The following is a 15,717-nucleotide window of genomic DNA, read 5'->3' on the forward strand; positions in this document are numbered from 1 at the left end:
CCGCTGGAACCATCGAGCCAGCGACGGCCGGTCTTGCAAGTTAGTCACGATCCGGGGGCGCGTTCAACCCGTCGTTAGCCGCTCTTTGTCGCGACGCTTGCCTCGACCGTCATAATCCTCCCGTTACCGTCTCTCACTTCGATGACGATATGGCCCTCTCGGCCAGACAACGTGGCATCCCGCACCGCTTCACCTGCGGCGGTGACCGCGGCTCTTCGGACGGCATTGATACCGTCGAGGTCTTGCCCGACCTCGTCGCGAGCGACACCCTCGGCATCACGGAAATCAAAGTAGTATCGAGCCATTGGCCAACAATGAAGTTGGCACGGCGGCGTTCCAAAAAAGGGCCCTGACAGCTGATTAGCATCGTCCTCTTGGTCTTACATCGAACGACAAATCAAAGATCGCGTGCGGCTGGCCTCCTTCAGTGCGGAGTTGATCGCCAGATCCGCTGTGAGTTGCTGGGTCAATTTGGAGCCCTGCTGCGAGAACCATCCAAGCCAAACGAGGTGACTGGCCTCTCCGCGTCTGCCGCTCGTTTCCCATAAGCTGCACAACGCCGTCGCACGGCGAGTACGTGTTCTTGCGCCGATGGCGCTGCACGTAATTTACAAACGTGAACCCGCGGGGAGCAGCCAAGCTGCGAACCGCTGAGGGTCGTCGCTGCGCTTCAGGACGGGCTAGCGGCCACGGCACAAGAGTGGATGTCTCTGGAATTGCTCGGTGGCCAAAGTCGAAGCGATGAAAGGAGCAGCTAAACAGGTGCAGTATCGCCTGCGCCGACTGGCGGGCTCTGTGGGCGTCAGGAGGCTCCGCGCTCCATCGGACGAGGTCGCTGGAAGTTCATTCCGAGTCGATGGAACCAACCAAGTTCCCGGGGATTAAGTTCCCTGACCGGGGACGCCTATGGCTGAGGGAAATTCGACAATCGGGGAGGCTGAGGGGGCCGACTCGCCCCAGGCCTGTTGCTACGGGTGAGCACGGACGCGAAAAATGGAGCTCCTGGCTCGGCTGCGGCGAGCTTCACTCTGGTCATGGCAGCTACCGTCTTGGGCGCGCTTTTCGTCCTGAGCGTCGCGAGCCTGGAGCACTACAGGTTCGTCTCGACCTCGGCCAACGAGCGGATCAGTCGCTCGCTCGATATTGCCGTAGAGCACACCAACAAGGTGTTTGAAGAGATCGAAATTCTTTTTGCGAGCGTCGAGGGAATAACCCGCAGACAGAGCAGCGAAAGTCTGAAGGCGGACCAGGAGCACCTCCACGAAGCGGTAGAGGAGATGATCGGCAAAGCGCCGGATCTCCGGGCCATCTGGCTGTTCGACCAGTCTGGCAGACCATTGGTCGCGTCGTCTGTTTTTCCGGCTCCTGATTTGAACAACTCTGACCGCGACTACTTTATAGCACAACAGAACCCCGACACCGGAACATTCATCGGGAAGATTCTGATTCCAAAGATCGGCGGGCCGGCGTTCTTCTCGGTCAGCAAAAAATGGCACGACGAGACAGGAAACGTCGCCGGCGTCAGTGCCGTCGTCGTACCACCAGCCGCTTTCGAGAAGTTTTTTGCTACCCTCAGCGCCGGCGCGTCCGCCAGCCACGCCATCATCCGAGAGGACGGGGTTGTTCTCGCTCGTTACCCAGTGCCGGCCGCTCCCGAGATCGTCTTGTCGGAAAACACCGGCTTCCGCCGAGCCACGGCAGCGCAAGGACGCACGGCGAAATACACCACCGTTTCGGCGGTGGACGGGCTGAAGAGACGTTTCGAAGTGCGGCACCTTGCGCATCTGCCGATATACGTCACCTCCAGTCTCGAAGAGATGGCGATCTGGCGCGAATGGAGCCAGTGGCTTCTTCTTCAACTTGCCTTCGGCGCACCAACGCTCGGCCTGATCCTGTGGCTTGAATACCTCGCGTTACGGCGGACCAACCAGTTCTATGCGGAGGTTCGCAGGCGCGAAAGTGCGGAGGCTGTCGTCCGCCAGTCGCAGAAGCTGGAAGCGATCGGTCAGCTCACTGGAGGAATTGCGCACGACTTCAACAATCTACTCTCGATCGTCATGGGCAACCTAGAGGCGGTCCTTCGCCGTACGTCAGAGGACGAGAAGACGCAGCGGCAGGTGCGCAACGCCCTGACCGGGGCCGAACGGGCAGCGCAACTCGTTCGCCGCCTGCTCGCATTCGCTCGGCGGCAGCCGCTCGACCCGAAGCCCATTGACGTGAGTCAGGTCATGGCACAGGTCGCCGGTCTCCTGATCAGATCGTTAGGTGAGCAAATCCGGATCGACACGTTTCGGGCTCCCGACCTCTGGATAACTGACGTCGATCCGGTCGAGTTGGAAGCAGCTCTCATCAATCTCGCCATTAACGCTCGCGATGCGATGCCGAAGGAGGAAGGCTCACGATTGTGGCAAGCAACGTTGTGCTCGACGCAGATTTCTGTGCCGGCGCCGAGGGGCCTAGCCCCCGGCGAGTACGTCCTCATCTCGGTTGCCGATGAAGGAACGGGCATGAAGCCCTGGGTGCTCGACCGCGTCTTCGAACCGTTTTTCACGACGAAAGCTCCCGGAGCTGGAAGCGGACTCGGTCTCAGCCAAGTTTACGGCTTCATCAGGCAGTCTGCAGGGCACGTGGTCATCGACAGCAGGATCGGAAAGGGTACGACTGTCCAGCTATATCTGCCGCGTTCTAAAGCGACGAGCCCCATCCTGCTGGAAGACCCGAGCCGCGAAATCCTGGGGGGACGGGGCGAGACGATCCTTATCGTTGAAGACGATCGCGGTGTCCGCGAGCATCTCTCCGAGCTGCTGGGCGAGATGGGCTATTCGGTCCTAGTGGCGGAGCACGCTGAGAAAGCTCTGGAGTTCATCGGCGACCGCGCCCTGGGAATCGATCTGCTTTTGACCGACATCGTGATGCCCGGCATGAACGGCCGGCAGCTCGCTGAGCGCGCGCTCGCCGATCGACCTGGGCTGCAGGTCCTCTTCATGACAGGGTATGCGCGGGACGCCATCGTCCATCAGGGTCGCCTTGAGAGTGGCGTCATTCTGATTCAGAAGCCTATCTCGCCGCCAGAGCTGTCGTCGCGATTGAGATCGATGCTCGACAGCCAACGGATACATGCGTGAGCGACATCAGGACCGGCGGGAGGAGGCTGCGGTAGCTCTCGGATTGTCGCGATCTCCGAACGTACCGAGGTGGGCAGGTGGGGTACGAACTGACCGAGCTTGAAAAAGGCGCGAAAGCCGGCAAGTGACCCGCCGCGGACCTCTCAAGCATATCGGTTCGCGGGCCACGTGCCCCAACTTGGAGTCTTAGGTGTGCTAATTTCCCTTTGGAACGTGTGTGCACTTTGGTACTTACCGTTCCGCTGCGCTACGCGGCGGAGGATTCGTCGTGCCGAAACCGGTTCTACTGATCCTCGTGGTCGAGGCCGAGCCCGTCATCCAAGAAGTCGTGAGCGAAGCTTTTACCGGCGCTGGGTTTGACGCTCAAATCACCGCACCCGGCGAAGAAGCGGTTACGCTCCTCCAGGGTGACGAGAGCAAATATCGTGCGCTCGTGACCGACATTCATTTACGAGGCAAGCTCAACGGTTGGGACGTTTCGAGACGTGCGAGAGAGCTCGTGCCCGATCTTCCAGTGGTCTACATGACGGCGTCAGCCGGCCACGAATGGCCGGCGCAGGGCGTGCGGAACAGCGTGCCTTGCAGAAGCCGTTCGCGTCCGCACAGGTCGTTACGGCGGTATCTCAATTGCTTAACCAAATACCGCCGCCGCACGCGTAAGACCGCCAAGCTGACGGCCTCTTTCATTCACACGGCGTGTGCGACTAGCCTAAAGCGTCTTCACTGATTGCTGAGGGAGCGGTTACCTTTGTAACTTATCTCAATGCGCAGACCGGGGACCTTGTTATGGTCGTGCCATGCCCCACGAACTGCGACAACTAGAGCGATTGGCCCGAGCGCAAGCTGCTTTGACCGGCGAGGCGCGGGCGAAGCAAGCTCTGCTGGAGATGGCGGAGGAATATCGCAATCGGGCGGATTGGAAGGAGGCCAACTTGCAGCCGCTCGCAAGGTCAGGAGGTCGAGAGGATCAATCTGAATAGCCAAGAGTTTGCTGCGCACGGAGAGTTTCCGGTGTCGCTTTCCTCTGATCCGTCCGGCCAGTTCGAGGAGGTCGAGCCCGAAGCTGTTCTGTTCGCGATGTTGAGCGGCAACGACCGCATTGCTTGCAGAGTCGAGTGGTCTGCCCTGCGCGAGCTCGCAATCGCGGGAACGGATGCCGACGAAGTCGCGGCCACTTTCAAGAGGCACGGCCAAGGATCGAGCTGATTGCCCGCGAGAAGTACGAAGCGGGTCAGCAGATGCCGGTCATCCGGGCCGCGCATCTAGGAAGAGGTACTCGGGTGGAAGTAAAATAACCTACGTTAGTTGCCCATCATCACCGGCCGAGGCTCTGTCCGTAGGCGTCGGTGGCTGAGAGACCAAGAGCGCTCCCGCCTGCAGATCTCAGGGAGCAGTGATGTTTATTTCGCGCTTCCTCGCGGACATCAATCTGACCCCCGATGAACGTCATGTGTTGGAGATCGGGTTCAATCACGCGCTCCGCGAGATTGGCCTGGTGGATCGAAATGATCCGGTTTGCGTCGACTTCAATCTGAAGGGGAGCACCCTAGCTTCACAACCCTCCGGCGGCTCTCCAGCCCGAGCTTGTCCGGCGAGGAGGCTCGGGGGACCGGACACCCCCGGGCTTCTGTCGGAAGGAGAGGGCAATGTCGGACCAGAATCGACGCACGAATAGCCGCCCACAGATATTCCTTGGTTCGGAGGAGGGACCGACCCCCGATCTGGAGGAGGACGCCTGGATTCAGACGTTCATCGACCGCTTTCTCGAGATGCTCAAGGGCGGTTGGCGCTAAGCCGAGAGAGTAAGGACGCTCCGCGCCTCTGTCCCGATTTCTCTCGCTCTCTAAAACTAAGGGCCGCTGCTCTGGAACAGCGGCCCTACCGGGATTCAACATAGATACGAAATGAAAGGCGCCAGCCCCGGTGAGCAGACGTTTCCACCGCGCGCGTGTTCCAGCACTAACATACCCTAAATATCCTGCCGCTTTTTCCCGCGGAACGACCCCGCGCGTCCCGGGGCTGGCTGCGGACGCACCGAGGCCGCCCGACGCGCGACTCGCGCCGCACGCCGGTTGATACCTTCCGGCTCGGCGGTCTGTCGGTATGTATCAAACGATACGGTGACCTTAAATTTAATCACCGGGGGAGTCTTACGCGAGGGGTGCTGTCCGCATTCACGTCCCGCATCATTAAGTTCAATGGTTGGTGGTGCCGCAGGCGCCAGCCCGCGAGAGCAGCCAGTGAAACACGAAGACGCTCATCCACTGGCTTCTACGAGCGCGCCGCACGTTCGACTTTCTGCAGACCGAAGTCCATAAGTTCGGCACCTTGAGCGGTCGAAACTGCGCTGTGCCCGATGCAAAGCGTAAGACCCCGGACTTTCGGTCGAGCTTCGGTAGCGCTCGAGGTGACCCGGGCACCGAAACTTCGGCGCCAATGCATCTCATCTCGCACCCGAAATACATTCCCCGCTTTGAGAGTTCCGCTTCTGCGGGCCGACGCGATGGGCGATGAACCCGGCGTGTGCCCTTGCCTTGGGCCACATACTCGGTCAATGGCAGAAACAGAGCGGGCACGACCGGAGGAAGATCTCAAATATTGATTCCACGCCGTTCCTATCGCCCGGCCGACAGTCGCTCGACATTCGCTGCGACGATCTTCCTGTAATGGTCAAGAACGTGGCCGCAGTCGCCTCCGCGAATGAAAATCGAACCGGCCTCCGAGGCGGCGTCTAGCTTCTCCGTCACCATCAGAAACATTTCGTCAGACGTGCCGTTTCCCACGGCCATTTGCCGGAGTCGAATATCCATGACCTCTAGCGCATCGGCCATGAGTGTCAGCGCTGAAAACCAAAAAAGCATGCACGCTCCGACTGACTTTGCTGGGTTCTGCAGCCCCGCTTTTAGGGGGCGCTGAAGGACAAGCAACCGCTGCAGGTCGGGTTCCTAAGCGGGGCGGGCGGCCCTCCGTTTGGGCCGGAAGGGCGCCAGCATGCGATACAGGGTTTTCGCATTATCAGGCGCATGAGCGTCGTAGTCGTTGTTGAAATAAATCCAGGCTCTCTTAACGCCGCTCCCCTTGATCCTGCTCGCCCATTTCAGAAGTTCTTCGTCCGAGTAATTATGGTGATACCAGCGCTCGGGTCCATGGAGGCGTACGTAGACTCATCCGCCGTCCGGACGAGTTCGTCAGGAAGGCGCGGACCGCTGCAGGAGCAGAACATGATCCCGGCATTGCGCAAGGCACGATAGACTTCCTCATTCCACCAGCTCTTGTTCCTGAACTCGAGCGCGTTGCGGCGCTTAGGATCAAGCTGGCACACGATCGCAGCGAGGCGGGCCTTCGTGTATCGCTAGCTCGGCGGGAGCTGGAACAGAAAGCAGCCCATCTGCTCGCCAAGAATATCCGCGATGATGCCAAAATCCCTGATCAGCGTTTTCGTGCCCTTGAACTTTTTGACATGGGTGATGAGCTCGCAAACCTTGACGGTGTAAACGACGCCCTTGCCGCCGGGCTGGCGGCGCCATGCGTGAACATTCGCGATGGTCGGCCATGAGTAGAAGGACGCATTGATCTCGACTGTATCGAAGACGGAGGCGTAATGCGCGAACCAGTTCGGTTGCGGCACTGATGCGTAAAATGAATCCCGCCATTTCCAGTAGCGCCAGCCGGAACAGCCTACGAAGACGGTTTTCTGCAAATCAGGCGGTGGCGGAAGCCCCTCGCTCTCCATCTTTATCCTAACGCGGTGCATCTTTGCCGCGCGCAGGATGTTATCCTCGCGCTGCTTTTCCCGGCGAACCCGGCGCCGCTCGCGTCTTTCATCCGGTGTGAGGTCTTTCGGAGCAGGAGACACTAAAGGCGTCGGTCGCGAATCGAATGCTGAGCGACCGTGTCGGGGATGGTCCACCTAGCCGGATAGAGGCGTGTCAGCGATATCTAGCAGCGCGCCGAGGCCCTGCCGTAGGCGCCGCGTCGCGACATTATCGTTGGCAAGCCCGAATACCAACAGGGACCGCCCGGTAACTTCGTAAGCGTGCCCGAACTCAAACTCCGCCATTCGCGCGTCTGGCCGGTTGGTATCGATCAAGCCCAACCAGCTGAGGCCGTCGGCTACCGCCGGCAGGGTGAAGTTTACAACATCATGGTGCGCGTTGTAGACCAGAAGCATCGTTGCATCCGACCCGCGGCGCTTGATGCCGGTCTCCTGGGCGCGCCCGTCGAGCAGCATGCCAAAGCACTTGGCGTTGCCGTCCTGCCATTGCTCGTCCGTCATCTCTTCGCCAGAAGGTGACAGCCAGGTCACGTCCTTGACGTCGAGTTCTTCATTGTGGGAGCCGACCAGGAACCGACTGCGATAGAGGATCGGGAAGGCTTTGCGCGTGGCAATCAGCCTGCGCGCGAATTCGCGCAGATTGCGGCCGTTTGCCGTTATACCCATCCAGTCGAGCCAGGTGGTCTCGTTGTCCTGGGCATAGGCATTGTTATTGCCGTTCTGAGTCTGCCCGAACTCATCCCCCGCAAGCAGCATCGGCGTGCCGTGGGACAGCAGCATCGTCGCGAGCAGGTTGCGCTTCTGGCGTTCGCGCAGGGCCGTGATCTCAGGATCGTCCGAAGGGCCTTCACTGCCGCAATTCCAGGAATGGTTGTTGCTGTGGCCGTCCCGATTGTCCTCCCCGTTAGCCTCGTTGTGCTTGTCGTTGTACGAGACGAGATCATTGAGGTTGAAGCCGTCATGGGCCGTGACGAAGTTGACGCTGGCCCAGGGTCGACGCCCGCGTTTGTTGAACAGATCGCCTGATCCTGACACCCGCTTGGCGAGATCCGCCAGCGTGCCGTCGTCACCCTTCCAGAAAGCGCGTACGGTGTCCCTGAATTTGTCATTCCACTCAGCCCATCCAGGCGGAAACTGGCCGACCTGATAACCGCCGGGGCCGATGTCCCAGGGCTCTGCGATCAGCTTGACACTGGAAAGCACGGGATCCTGGCGGCAGGCGTCGAGGAAACCGCCGCCTTCGTCAAATCCATAGGGTTCGCGCGCCAGGATAGTGGCAAGGTCGAAGCGAAAGCCGTCGACGCGCATCTCGGTTGCCCAATAGCGCAAGGAATCCGCGACCAGCTGGAGCACGCGTGGATGCGACAGGTTCACGGTGTTTCCTGTGCCAGTATCGTTGATGTAGTAGCGCTTCTGGTCCGGTAGCAGGCGGTAATAACTGGCATTGTCGATGCCCCTAAACGAGAGCGTGGGCCCGAGCTCATTGCCTTCGGCGGTGTGATTGTAGACGACATCGAGAATGACCTCGATGCCGTGGGCGTGGAACTGGTTGACCATTTCCTTGAATTCATTCGCGAACGGCGTCTTCAGATAGCGCGGCTCGGGGGCGAAGAAGGCGATGGAATTGTAGCCCCAGTAGTTGCGCAGGCCTTTGTCGACCAGGTAACTGTCATCGACGAAGGCATGGATTGGCAACAGCTCCGCGCTGGTGATTCCGAGCGAGCGCAGATAGCCGGGGATTTCCGAATGCGCGAGCCCCGAGAAGGTGCCGCGGTCTGCCTCGGGCACCAGCGGGTGGAGCTGGGTAAAGCCCTTAACGTGCATCTCGTAGACGATCGTTCGTTCCCAAGGCACCTCAGGTTTGCGCGCCGCACCCCAGGTGAACGCGGGGTCGATGACGCGGCACTTCTGCATCAAGGGTGCGCTGTCGCGCTCGTCGTAAGACAGATCCTTGTTGGCGTGGTCGAGCTGGTAGCCGAACAGTTCCGGTCCCCAGCGCAACTGTCCGACGAGCTGCCTGGCATAGGGATCGAGCAGGAGCTTGTTGTGATTGAAGCGATGGCCGGCATCGGGTTCGTGAGGTCCGTGGACGCGATAGCCGTAGACGGTGCCGGGGCGGGCCGAGGGCAGGTAGCCGTGCCAGACTTCATCGGTATATTCCGGAAGCTCAATCCGCTCGAGCTCGGTTTCACCCTCGTCGTCGAATAGGCAGAGCTCCACCTTGGTGGCGTGGGCCGAGAATAGCGCGAAGTTGACGCCAAGGCCGTCCCAGGTGGCGCCGAGCGGAAACGGTTTGCCCTCGGTGATCCGGGATCGGCGCAGGCTCGACGCCGCCCGCGTCAGGGCGTCGTCTGATTGCGTTTTTTGATCCATGTCTGCCCCCGATGACAATCTGGTCAGGATGTCGGCGCTGGCGTGGGTATCTCGGCCGCCGCCTGCTCGGTGGCCGCAGCCGAGGCGATCACAGCCGTGGGCGGCACATCGGCCGCCTTAAGGAGTGCGTTTGCGCGCTGAATGGCCGCTTCTTTGCTGATCGCGGAGATCGAATTGCCGATCCGCCCGGCAATCGCAGTCAGCTCGGCATCCGAAAGGCCCAAGCGCTTTCTCACGAGGCGCATCTGAGCGCGGTCAGTCAGATCGAGCTTGTTGCGGATGGGCTTGGGTGTCGAGCGGCGCATGGCGGCAACTCCTCTGCCTTGTCGTAACCGCCGCTCGCTGATTCCGTTCCTGAGGATGTCAGCCAGCCGCGGCGGCAGCGATTTCCAACCCGGCAGAAGGTATCGGCATGCTGATCTAGCTGTTGCTTCCAAGACTCGCGAGCACATCCACTTTCGGTCTTTGCCGAAGGGCCATTAACCGGCGATAGGCGGTCAGAACGTTGCTCGCCATTCGCTCCGCCGTGAACGACCTTCCTCCTGGAGGTGGCCAGCGCAGTGCAGAACTGGTTCGTCCGCATCGAACATCTCTCGCCAGCCGAACCGGAAGAGTTGTGTGCCCCCGGAGGGCGCGGTCAATCCTGACGATCTCGAGGCAACGATCGCCTCACTTTAGTCGTTGGCGTTCACAATTTCGGTCCTGCCCCTACCTGAAAGCCCAAGCGCGATTCTCCAGTCGTGGACGCGTGACCAAGTGTTGGATTTGGGTGATCGCGCCCATCTCGGGCTCGGCCTCGACATCGCACGGCTGATCGTTGAAGCTCATGGCGGCGAGATCGCTGTTACCTCCGACGAAAAGACCGGCACAACGCTCACAATTCAACTTGCTCGCACCTAACCGCTCGAAGATCTGCGGGCGAAACGCAAGCTTTTGATTTTAGGAACAATACCTTGATGGCGCGCTTGCCGGCGTGGAGGGTTTCACTGGAATGGCGCGTTCCGTCATATTGATCGTCGAGGACGAATTCCTGCTGCGGATGGATTCCGCCGAGGTGCTCGAACACGCCGGTTTTGAAGTCATTCCGGCGGTCAATGCCGACGAAGCCATCGCCATCCTATCGGCACGCTCCGACATCCACGTTGTCTTCACGGATATTCAGATGCCGTGTTCGATGGACGGGTTGAAGCTTGCCCGGTTCGTCCGCGACCGTTGGCCGCCGATCAAGATCGTGGCGACCTCCGGTCACGTACACATCGGCGACGACGATCTGCCGACCGGCAGCGTGTTTTTGCCTAAGCCCTACCGTAGCGCCCAGGTCGTCGAGGTCCTGCGCGAACTGACCGGAACTACCTGATTGCTTACTCCCTCGGGTATCCGGCGCTCAAGTCGGGAATAGCGCAGATATCGCAATCTCCCGTAGCAAGCCAGCTAAACGGCGCAAGGGAACACAAGGTGGCTCATGTCGAAAGTACTCGAACGAAACAACGTGCATATTCAAGGTGCCGGCGCAAAAGCGATGATGTTTGCCCATGGCTTCGGCTGCGACCAGAACATGTGGCGCTTCGTGGCTCCGGCCTTCGAAGCCGACTTTCGGACAGTCCTGTTCGACCACGTCGGTGCCGGGGGTTCGGATCTAAGCGCGTACGACAGGGCCAAATATTCCAGCCTCGAAGGTTACGCGACCGACGTTGTGGAGATCGCTCGCGAGCTGGAGTTTTCGGACGCCGTCTTCGTCGGCCATTCCGTGAGCAGCATGATCGGCGTGATCGCCGCCGAAAAGGCGCCCGGAATGTTCGGCAAGCTTGTGCTGATCGGCCCCTCGCCCCGCTATATTGATGATGCAGGATACACCGGTGGTTTCAGCGCAAAGCAGATCGAGGAGCTGCTGGAATTTCTGGAATCCAACCACATGGGCTGGTCCGCACAGATGGCGCCAATGATCATGGGCAATCCGGACCGCCCCGAGCTGGGCGAGGAGCTGACCAACAGCTTCTGCCGAACCGATCCTGACATCGCCAAGGCATTCGCTCGCGTGACCTTCACTTCGGACAACCGCGAAGACCTTGCCCGTGTTGCCGTGCCAACCCTCGTTCTTCAGTGCAGCGAGGACATTATCGCCAGCCAGGATGTTGGCGACTTCGTCAACCGCACCATCCCGAACAGCCGGATGATCGTTCTCAAGGCCACGGGGCATTGTCCGAACCTCAGCGCACCGGAAGAAGTGGTGTCCGCCATGCGAACCTTTGTGTGACCGGCATGGTCTCGCTCGACTTCACCGACATGGTCGAGAACGCCCCTTGCGGTTACGTTTCGCTGTCTCCTGCCGGCCGGATGGAGTACGTGAATCGAACTTTGACCGGCTGGAGCGGTCATACCGCCGACCAAATGATCGGAAAGCGCTTCAGCGACTTTCTGACGATGGCTGGGCGCATCTACTATGAAACTCACATCGCGCCGCTCCTCCGAATGCAGGGTTCGTTCGATGAATTTGCCATCGACGTTATCAAGGCGGACGGGCAGCGGCTCCAGATGATCGCTAACGCAACTGAGCGTCGGGACACGGACGGCAAGCCCCTTTCGATCCGCCTAGCGCTCATTAGAGCAACTGATCGTCGCCGCTATGAACAGGAGCTTCTTCGAGCCCGCGAGGCAGCCAGAACAGGCGAAAGATCTGCCGAGGTCAATTTGCAGCGAGAGCACGAAACATCAGAGCTCCGAGAGCAGTTCATCGCGGTTCTCGGCCATGACCTGCGTAATCCCCTCGCTTCGATCAGTGCCGGGGTGCGTATCCTCGACAGGACAGTCCAGACCGAGAAAGAGCGGCAGGTTATCGCCATGATGCAGACCACTGTCATGCGAATGGCAGGACTGATCGACGACGTGCTTGATTTGGCTCGTGGACGGCTCGGCGGTGGAATTCGGTTGAACCTCGATTTCGGAAAGCCGCTGGAGCCGGTGCTCATGGGCGTCGTGGACGAACTAAGACTGGCCTCGCCAGGTCGGATCATAGAGGCCGAATTCAAGATCGAGCGGCCCGTGAACTGTGATGGCCAACGACTTGGACAGATGCTGTCCAACCTCGTGGGGAACGCCCTCACGCACGGATCTTCGAGCAAGCCCGTGATTGTTCACGCAGAAACAAGGGAGCGCGAATTCGAGCTCTGGGTCTCCAACGCCGGCCAGCCGATCCCACAAGCCGCGATGGACAAGCTGTTCGAGCCCTTTTTCCGCGGGAATGCTCATGCCAGCCGCCAGGGGCTCGGACTGGGGCTCTACATCGCTTCGCAGATTGCAAAAGCTCACGGGGGCGAATTGACCGTCAGCTCGACGAGTGAAGAAACCAAGTTCACGTTCACTATGCCGCTTTCGCCGGAGGCGCGAACATCGGGGAAGTAACCATGTCGCGTGGATTGCGATTCCCAATTCTGTTCAAGCGTGCAAATAACTCCCTGCCGCTCGCTGACAATGTGGGGTCCGGAGTCATTTGTGGACGGAGAGCACGATTACAGTGACACTTGGTGGGTAACTATCCGCATTGTGGAGGACGAGGTTCCTTTTCCGCGAGGTTTCGTGCATGGTCGGGCATGGCAAAAATCAAAGTGAGCTTCAAACCGGTTCGCAAATCTGAGGGCGATTGGACTATCATCGCCGAATATCCAGGCGTAGAGCCCCGAGAAATCATCGGCTTCACGAGCAAAGCCGATATTGATGACTGGATGAATGGAGAGCGTCGGATCGCTTGGCTCCGATCACAGGGATACGCGAAGTGACTTGATAAGTTCTTCCTCCTGCAATCGCGCTCGCCTGCGCTTCGGGCTCTCGCCGAAAGTCGGCGACCACGTCTACTATCCAGCTTCCGTCAACCAAAGCCGCTATTCTCGCAGGTGGCGGAGGTTCTCTCGCGGCAGTAGGCTTCTGAACGCTTATGGCCTGTCGAGTATTTTCGCGGCCGGGGCCTCACGCGTGCTCTCCCAACAAGAGCTTTCACAACTCGCTTTCAAGTTGATAGCAGCTGTTGAACCAGCATTGCATGCGATGCGGCCATTATAAACGCGTGCATCCTACGCAAAGGGCGGTATCTCTACCAGCGTTCCGATCAATCGCAATAGTGCTTGCTGTTCGGGTCCCTTCCCCTCACGCAAGAAATCACCCAACTCGATGTGAGACAGCCGGCCGCCAGACGGCGCATTGGGCTGGTGGATGATGAAGGCGTAACCGTTTGTCGGCTCGTGCGCGATGAACCATGCGTCGCCATTTGGGCTCCGATAGAGCTCCCGCCGGTCTGACATTTTTCCTCCTTGCTGCCTCCGGACAGTGTAGGAGTCCGAACAGACGTCTGCGATCACTGAAAATACGAAAGCTGATCTTCCGTAACAACCCGCTCGATATTCTTGGATTTGCACCTGATGCGATACCTAACTCGTCCATCAGACTCGATGGGCATGTGCTGTATGATCGTGTAAATCATCTGCGGTTCAGTTGCGGCGCGTCCTTGCGGGCCTTGAGCTTGGTGGCGAACGTCCTCATTCAGCTTGTAGGCGTATGGCATAATTCTTCCTCATCGCTCACGACTCTATCTGACTCGCTGGTGTCCAGGGCGGAGTCCTAGTCCTCAAGAATGGATTTTGTAGCCTCGAATATCTGTTCCGCTGTGCCCTTGATCGTGCCCTTCGCCCAGGCTTGAAACACGGTGACGTAGGCGTTCTTGTAAGCTGCTTCGTCTGCAGAAAAGTAGACTTCGTCTGTAGCCGTATCCAAGACAAGCGCTGCTCGCCTGGCTTGGCTTTGTAAGGTCCGACGATCGTCCGCGGTCACGTCAACGCTAGTAAGCAAGTCGCCGAACGACTCTGCGATGAACGGCAATTCCTGCCACAGGCTGCGGTTCGCTTTGCGAGGCGAAGTCATCCTTCAGATGAGGAATGTCGAACTGGGCCGACTATCAGCCTGTAGATGGGCACCCAAGCGGTGTTCCATGATTCCATCGTAGCGCCGCAAACCGAGCACTCGAAGCTGGCGATCTGCCGGCTAGGTGCCATCGCCTCGGTTCGGCTATAGACGGCGCCGCACCGACAAGATCGATGATCAGAATCGTGCATGCCGATTTATGCACCTGAAAGACGAAACAAGCCACTCCGAAATGAATTTGCGCGATGAGCTTCGAGGCAGACCTCGGTTCAGCTTAATCGTAACTCAGCGACACAAGGGCCGATTGTCGAAGCGAAGCCACAGATGAGCCCGTTGAATTTCTTTGCCGGATTCAATGAAAAACCCCACCCCCGAGGGCTCGGGCGGCGGGGCGGGACCACAAGCTCCGCCAGTACATCCGTGGCTGGAGCGACAGGTCTGTCGTGCTGCTATTTAAGCAGTACGAAGATTTTCGGCAGCGGACTTACCGGTACGACGGTCTGCCACGACGTCATAAGACAGCGTCTGACCTTCGCTCAGAGTCCCCATACCGGCGCGTTCGACAGCGCTGATGTGAACGAAGACGTCGTTGCTGCCGTTCGTTGGCTGGATAAAGCCAAAGCCCTTTTGGGTATTAAACCACTTCACTGTACCCGTGTTCATACGGTTTGCTTTCGCGTGCGCGCAGGACCCGGCGCGCGGAGCTGCGGCCAGTGTCCAATTAGTCGATGTTGGAGAATGTCTGAAACGTGCGCGCCGCAGGATCTGAGGCGAAAGCGGAACAGTTGTTCGGCCAGTATCGATGACGACACCATACACCAGCAGTTGAGAAAGTCAAGAATTCCGAGAACCGGCCCGTCGCCCACGCGGATCAGACGATTGGCCGTTCCGCGTGGATGACACAGCTTGGAGCGGTTTAGGTGTCGCGCCACAGACCGATTTCAGTCTCGGGACTGGACGCCGGACGGACATATTCTACAGCCGGCCGAGGCGTGTGCGCTTAGCCTTGTTGGCGGCCTTGAGCTTGTCTCGAATGGAGCCCCAAACGTCCAGCTCGTGTGTAGGTCGGAGCCTAAGAAGCCTCGCTCTCTTCGCCGTGCGACAAGGCGGCGTGTCAGCGCGGCGCCGTACTGAGAGGCTCCGGGAGAAAGAGTCTTCGAGAGCGGCTAAAGCTGTCGGATGAGCAGCTTTACGAGCATTGTTCTCAAGTCTGGCACCGCGAGCCATCATTAAGAAAGCCTCAACTTCAAAATAGCGAATAGCCTGGGTGTTTGCTTCGTAGCGTGGCTTGTTGAGCCTTGATAATCGTGCCTCTGTGCAAGCGAGATTGCTCGAGCGCTGGAAGCGCGAGCAGATCCGATAGAGCTCCCGACGATCGACAACCTACCCAGTCGCCCTTGATACGTGCCGATTTCTAAAAGCCGAAATCGACATATGGACCAGGTGTAGTTTGCCTTTAACTGCAGGCGAAATGTCGAATGGGTACGCGTCGGCAAGACCTAGCGAGCGGTTGAGGCGGTTGATCGTAAGTGCGAG

At 59.2% G+C, this 15,717-nt stretch carries 17 protein-coding genes and 2 pseudogenes; 9 read left to right on the forward strand and 10 right to left on the reverse strand.

All coding sequences use genetic code 11. The features are described 5' to 3' along the window. Window positions 1–74 precede the first annotated feature (74 nt). Complete coding sequence (locus tag BM222_RS43480) at window positions 75–305, reverse strand: DUF6894 family protein (RefSeq protein ID WP_092236522.1); 231 nt, start codon at window positions 303–305, stop codon at window positions 75–77. Between the two features lie 729 nt (window positions 306–1,034). Here BM222_RS43480 and BM222_RS30500 point away from each other — a divergent pair. The 4 genes from BM222_RS30500 (at window position 1,035) to BM222_RS41470 (ending at window position 4,918) form a co-directional block, all read left to right on the forward strand. Beyond that, the gene (locus BM222_RS30500) at window positions 1,035–3,125 is read left to right on the forward strand and encodes a hybrid sensor histidine kinase/response regulator family protein (protein ID WP_143106107.1); all 2,091 of its coding nucleotides are present in this window, start codon (window positions 1,035–1,037) and stop codon (window positions 3,123–3,125) included. A gap of 268 nt (window positions 3,126–3,393) precedes the next feature. Further along, window positions 3,394–3,852, forward strand: coding sequence for a response regulator (locus BM222_RS30505; protein WP_349509887.1), 459 nt, complete (start codon window positions 3,394–3,396; stop codon window positions 3,850–3,852). 284 nt (window positions 3,853–4,136) lie between these two features. Next, window positions 4,137–4,331, forward strand: a complete 195-nt coding sequence (locus BM222_RS30510) for a hypothetical protein (RefSeq protein ID WP_092236527.1) — start codon at window positions 4,137–4,139, stop codon at window positions 4,329–4,331. 440 nt (window positions 4,332–4,771) lie between these two features. Continuing rightward, complete coding sequence (locus BM222_RS41470) at window positions 4,772–4,918, forward strand: hypothetical protein (RefSeq protein ID WP_177243563.1); 147 nt, start codon at window positions 4,772–4,774, stop codon at window positions 4,916–4,918. 822 nt (window positions 4,919–5,740) lie between these two features. On the opposite strand, the gene BM222_RS30515 is transcribed toward BM222_RS41470, so the two are convergent. The 5 genes and pseudogenes from BM222_RS30515 to BM222_RS30530 all read right to left on the reverse strand — a co-directional run bounded on the left by BM222_RS30515 (window position 5,741) and on the right by BM222_RS30530 (window position 9,578). Further along, entirely contained in the window at window positions 5,741–5,986 is a 246-nt protein-coding gene (locus BM222_RS30515; protein ID WP_092236530.1) for a hypothetical protein, read from the reverse strand. An 84-nt stretch (window positions 5,987–6,070) separates the two neighbouring features. Continuing rightward, window positions 6,071–6,229 (reverse strand): annotated as a pseudogene (locus BM222_RS43485) (DUF72 domain-containing protein); the annotation flags it as partial. Continuing rightward, window positions 6,223–6,879 (reverse strand): annotated as a pseudogene (locus BM222_RS30520) (DUF72 domain-containing protein). The pseudogenes BM222_RS43485 and BM222_RS30520, both read right to left, overlap by 7 nt. A 156-nt stretch (window positions 6,880–7,035) precedes the next feature. Next, entirely contained in the window at window positions 7,036–9,273 is a 2,238-nt protein-coding gene (gene glgX / locus BM222_RS30525) for a glycogen debranching protein GlgX (protein WP_092236533.1), read from the reverse strand. Window positions 9,274–9,296: 23 nt separating this feature from the next. Further along, on the reverse strand, window positions 9,297–9,578 hold the full coding sequence (locus BM222_RS30530) for a hypothetical protein (RefSeq protein WP_092236535.1): 282 nt from the start codon (window positions 9,576–9,578) through the stop codon (window positions 9,297–9,299). A gap of 451 nt (window positions 9,579–10,029) precedes the next feature. Between BM222_RS30530 and BM222_RS30535 the strand changes: the two genes are divergently transcribed. The 5 genes from BM222_RS30535 to BM222_RS30555 all read left to right on the forward strand — a co-directional run bounded on the left by BM222_RS30535 (window position 10,030) and on the right by BM222_RS30555 (window position 13,046). Beyond that, window positions 10,030–10,173, forward strand: a complete 144-nt coding sequence (locus BM222_RS30535) for an ATP-binding protein (RefSeq protein WP_177243564.1) — start codon at window positions 10,030–10,032, stop codon at window positions 10,171–10,173. Window positions 10,174–10,264: 91 nt separating this feature from the next. Further along, window positions 10,265–10,630, forward strand: a complete 366-nt coding sequence (locus BM222_RS30540) for a response regulator (protein ID WP_092236540.1) — start codon at window positions 10,265–10,267, stop codon at window positions 10,628–10,630. A 105-nt stretch (window positions 10,631–10,735) separates the two neighbouring features. Further along, window positions 10,736–11,527 carry an alpha/beta fold hydrolase gene (locus BM222_RS30545; RefSeq protein ID WP_092236543.1) on the forward strand — a complete coding sequence of 264 codons (792 nt, stop codon included), beginning with the start codon at window positions 10,736–10,738 and terminating at the stop codon, window positions 11,525–11,527. Window positions 11,528–11,532: 5 nt separating this feature from the next. Continuing rightward, a complete protein-coding gene (locus BM222_RS30550; protein WP_092236546.1) occupies window positions 11,533–12,672 on the forward strand; it encodes a PAS domain-containing sensor histidine kinase in 1,140 nt (379 codons plus the stop codon). Window positions 12,673–12,860: 188 nt separating this feature from the next. Continuing rightward, window positions 12,861–13,046 carry a hypothetical protein gene (locus tag BM222_RS30555; RefSeq protein WP_092236550.1) on the forward strand — a complete coding sequence of 62 codons (186 nt, stop codon included), beginning with the start codon at window positions 12,861–12,863 and terminating at the stop codon, window positions 13,044–13,046. Between the two features lie 291 nt (window positions 13,047–13,337). Here the strand turns inward: BM222_RS30555 and BM222_RS30560 are convergent, their stop codons facing one another. The 4 genes from BM222_RS30560 to BM222_RS43125 all read right to left on the reverse strand — a co-directional run bounded on the left by BM222_RS30560 (window position 13,338) and on the right by BM222_RS43125 (window position 15,705). After that, window positions 13,338–13,565, reverse strand: coding sequence for a hypothetical protein (locus BM222_RS30560; RefSeq protein WP_092236597.1), 228 nt, complete (start codon window positions 13,563–13,565; stop codon window positions 13,338–13,340). A 316-nt stretch (window positions 13,566–13,881) separates the two neighbouring features. Further along, entirely contained in the window at window positions 13,882–14,181 is a 300-nt protein-coding gene (locus tag BM222_RS30570) for a hypothetical protein (protein ID WP_092236555.1), read from the reverse strand. Window positions 14,182–14,634: 453 nt separating this feature from the next. Next, on the reverse strand, window positions 14,635–14,844 hold the full coding sequence (locus tag BM222_RS30575) for a cold-shock protein (protein ID WP_092236558.1): 210 nt from the start codon (window positions 14,842–14,844) through the stop codon (window positions 14,635–14,637). A gap of 720 nt (window positions 14,845–15,564) precedes the next feature. Continuing rightward, window positions 15,565–15,705, reverse strand: a complete 141-nt coding sequence (locus tag BM222_RS43125; RefSeq protein WP_349509889.1) for a putative zinc-binding metallopeptidase — start codon at window positions 15,703–15,705, stop codon at window positions 15,565–15,567. Between the last annotated feature and the right edge of the window lie 12 nt (window positions 15,706–15,717).

The organism is Bradyrhizobium sp. Gha (assembly GCF_900113735.1).
In the GTDB taxonomy this organism is placed as follows: domain Bacteria; phylum Pseudomonadota; class Alphaproteobacteria; order Rhizobiales; family Xanthobacteraceae; genus Bradyrhizobium.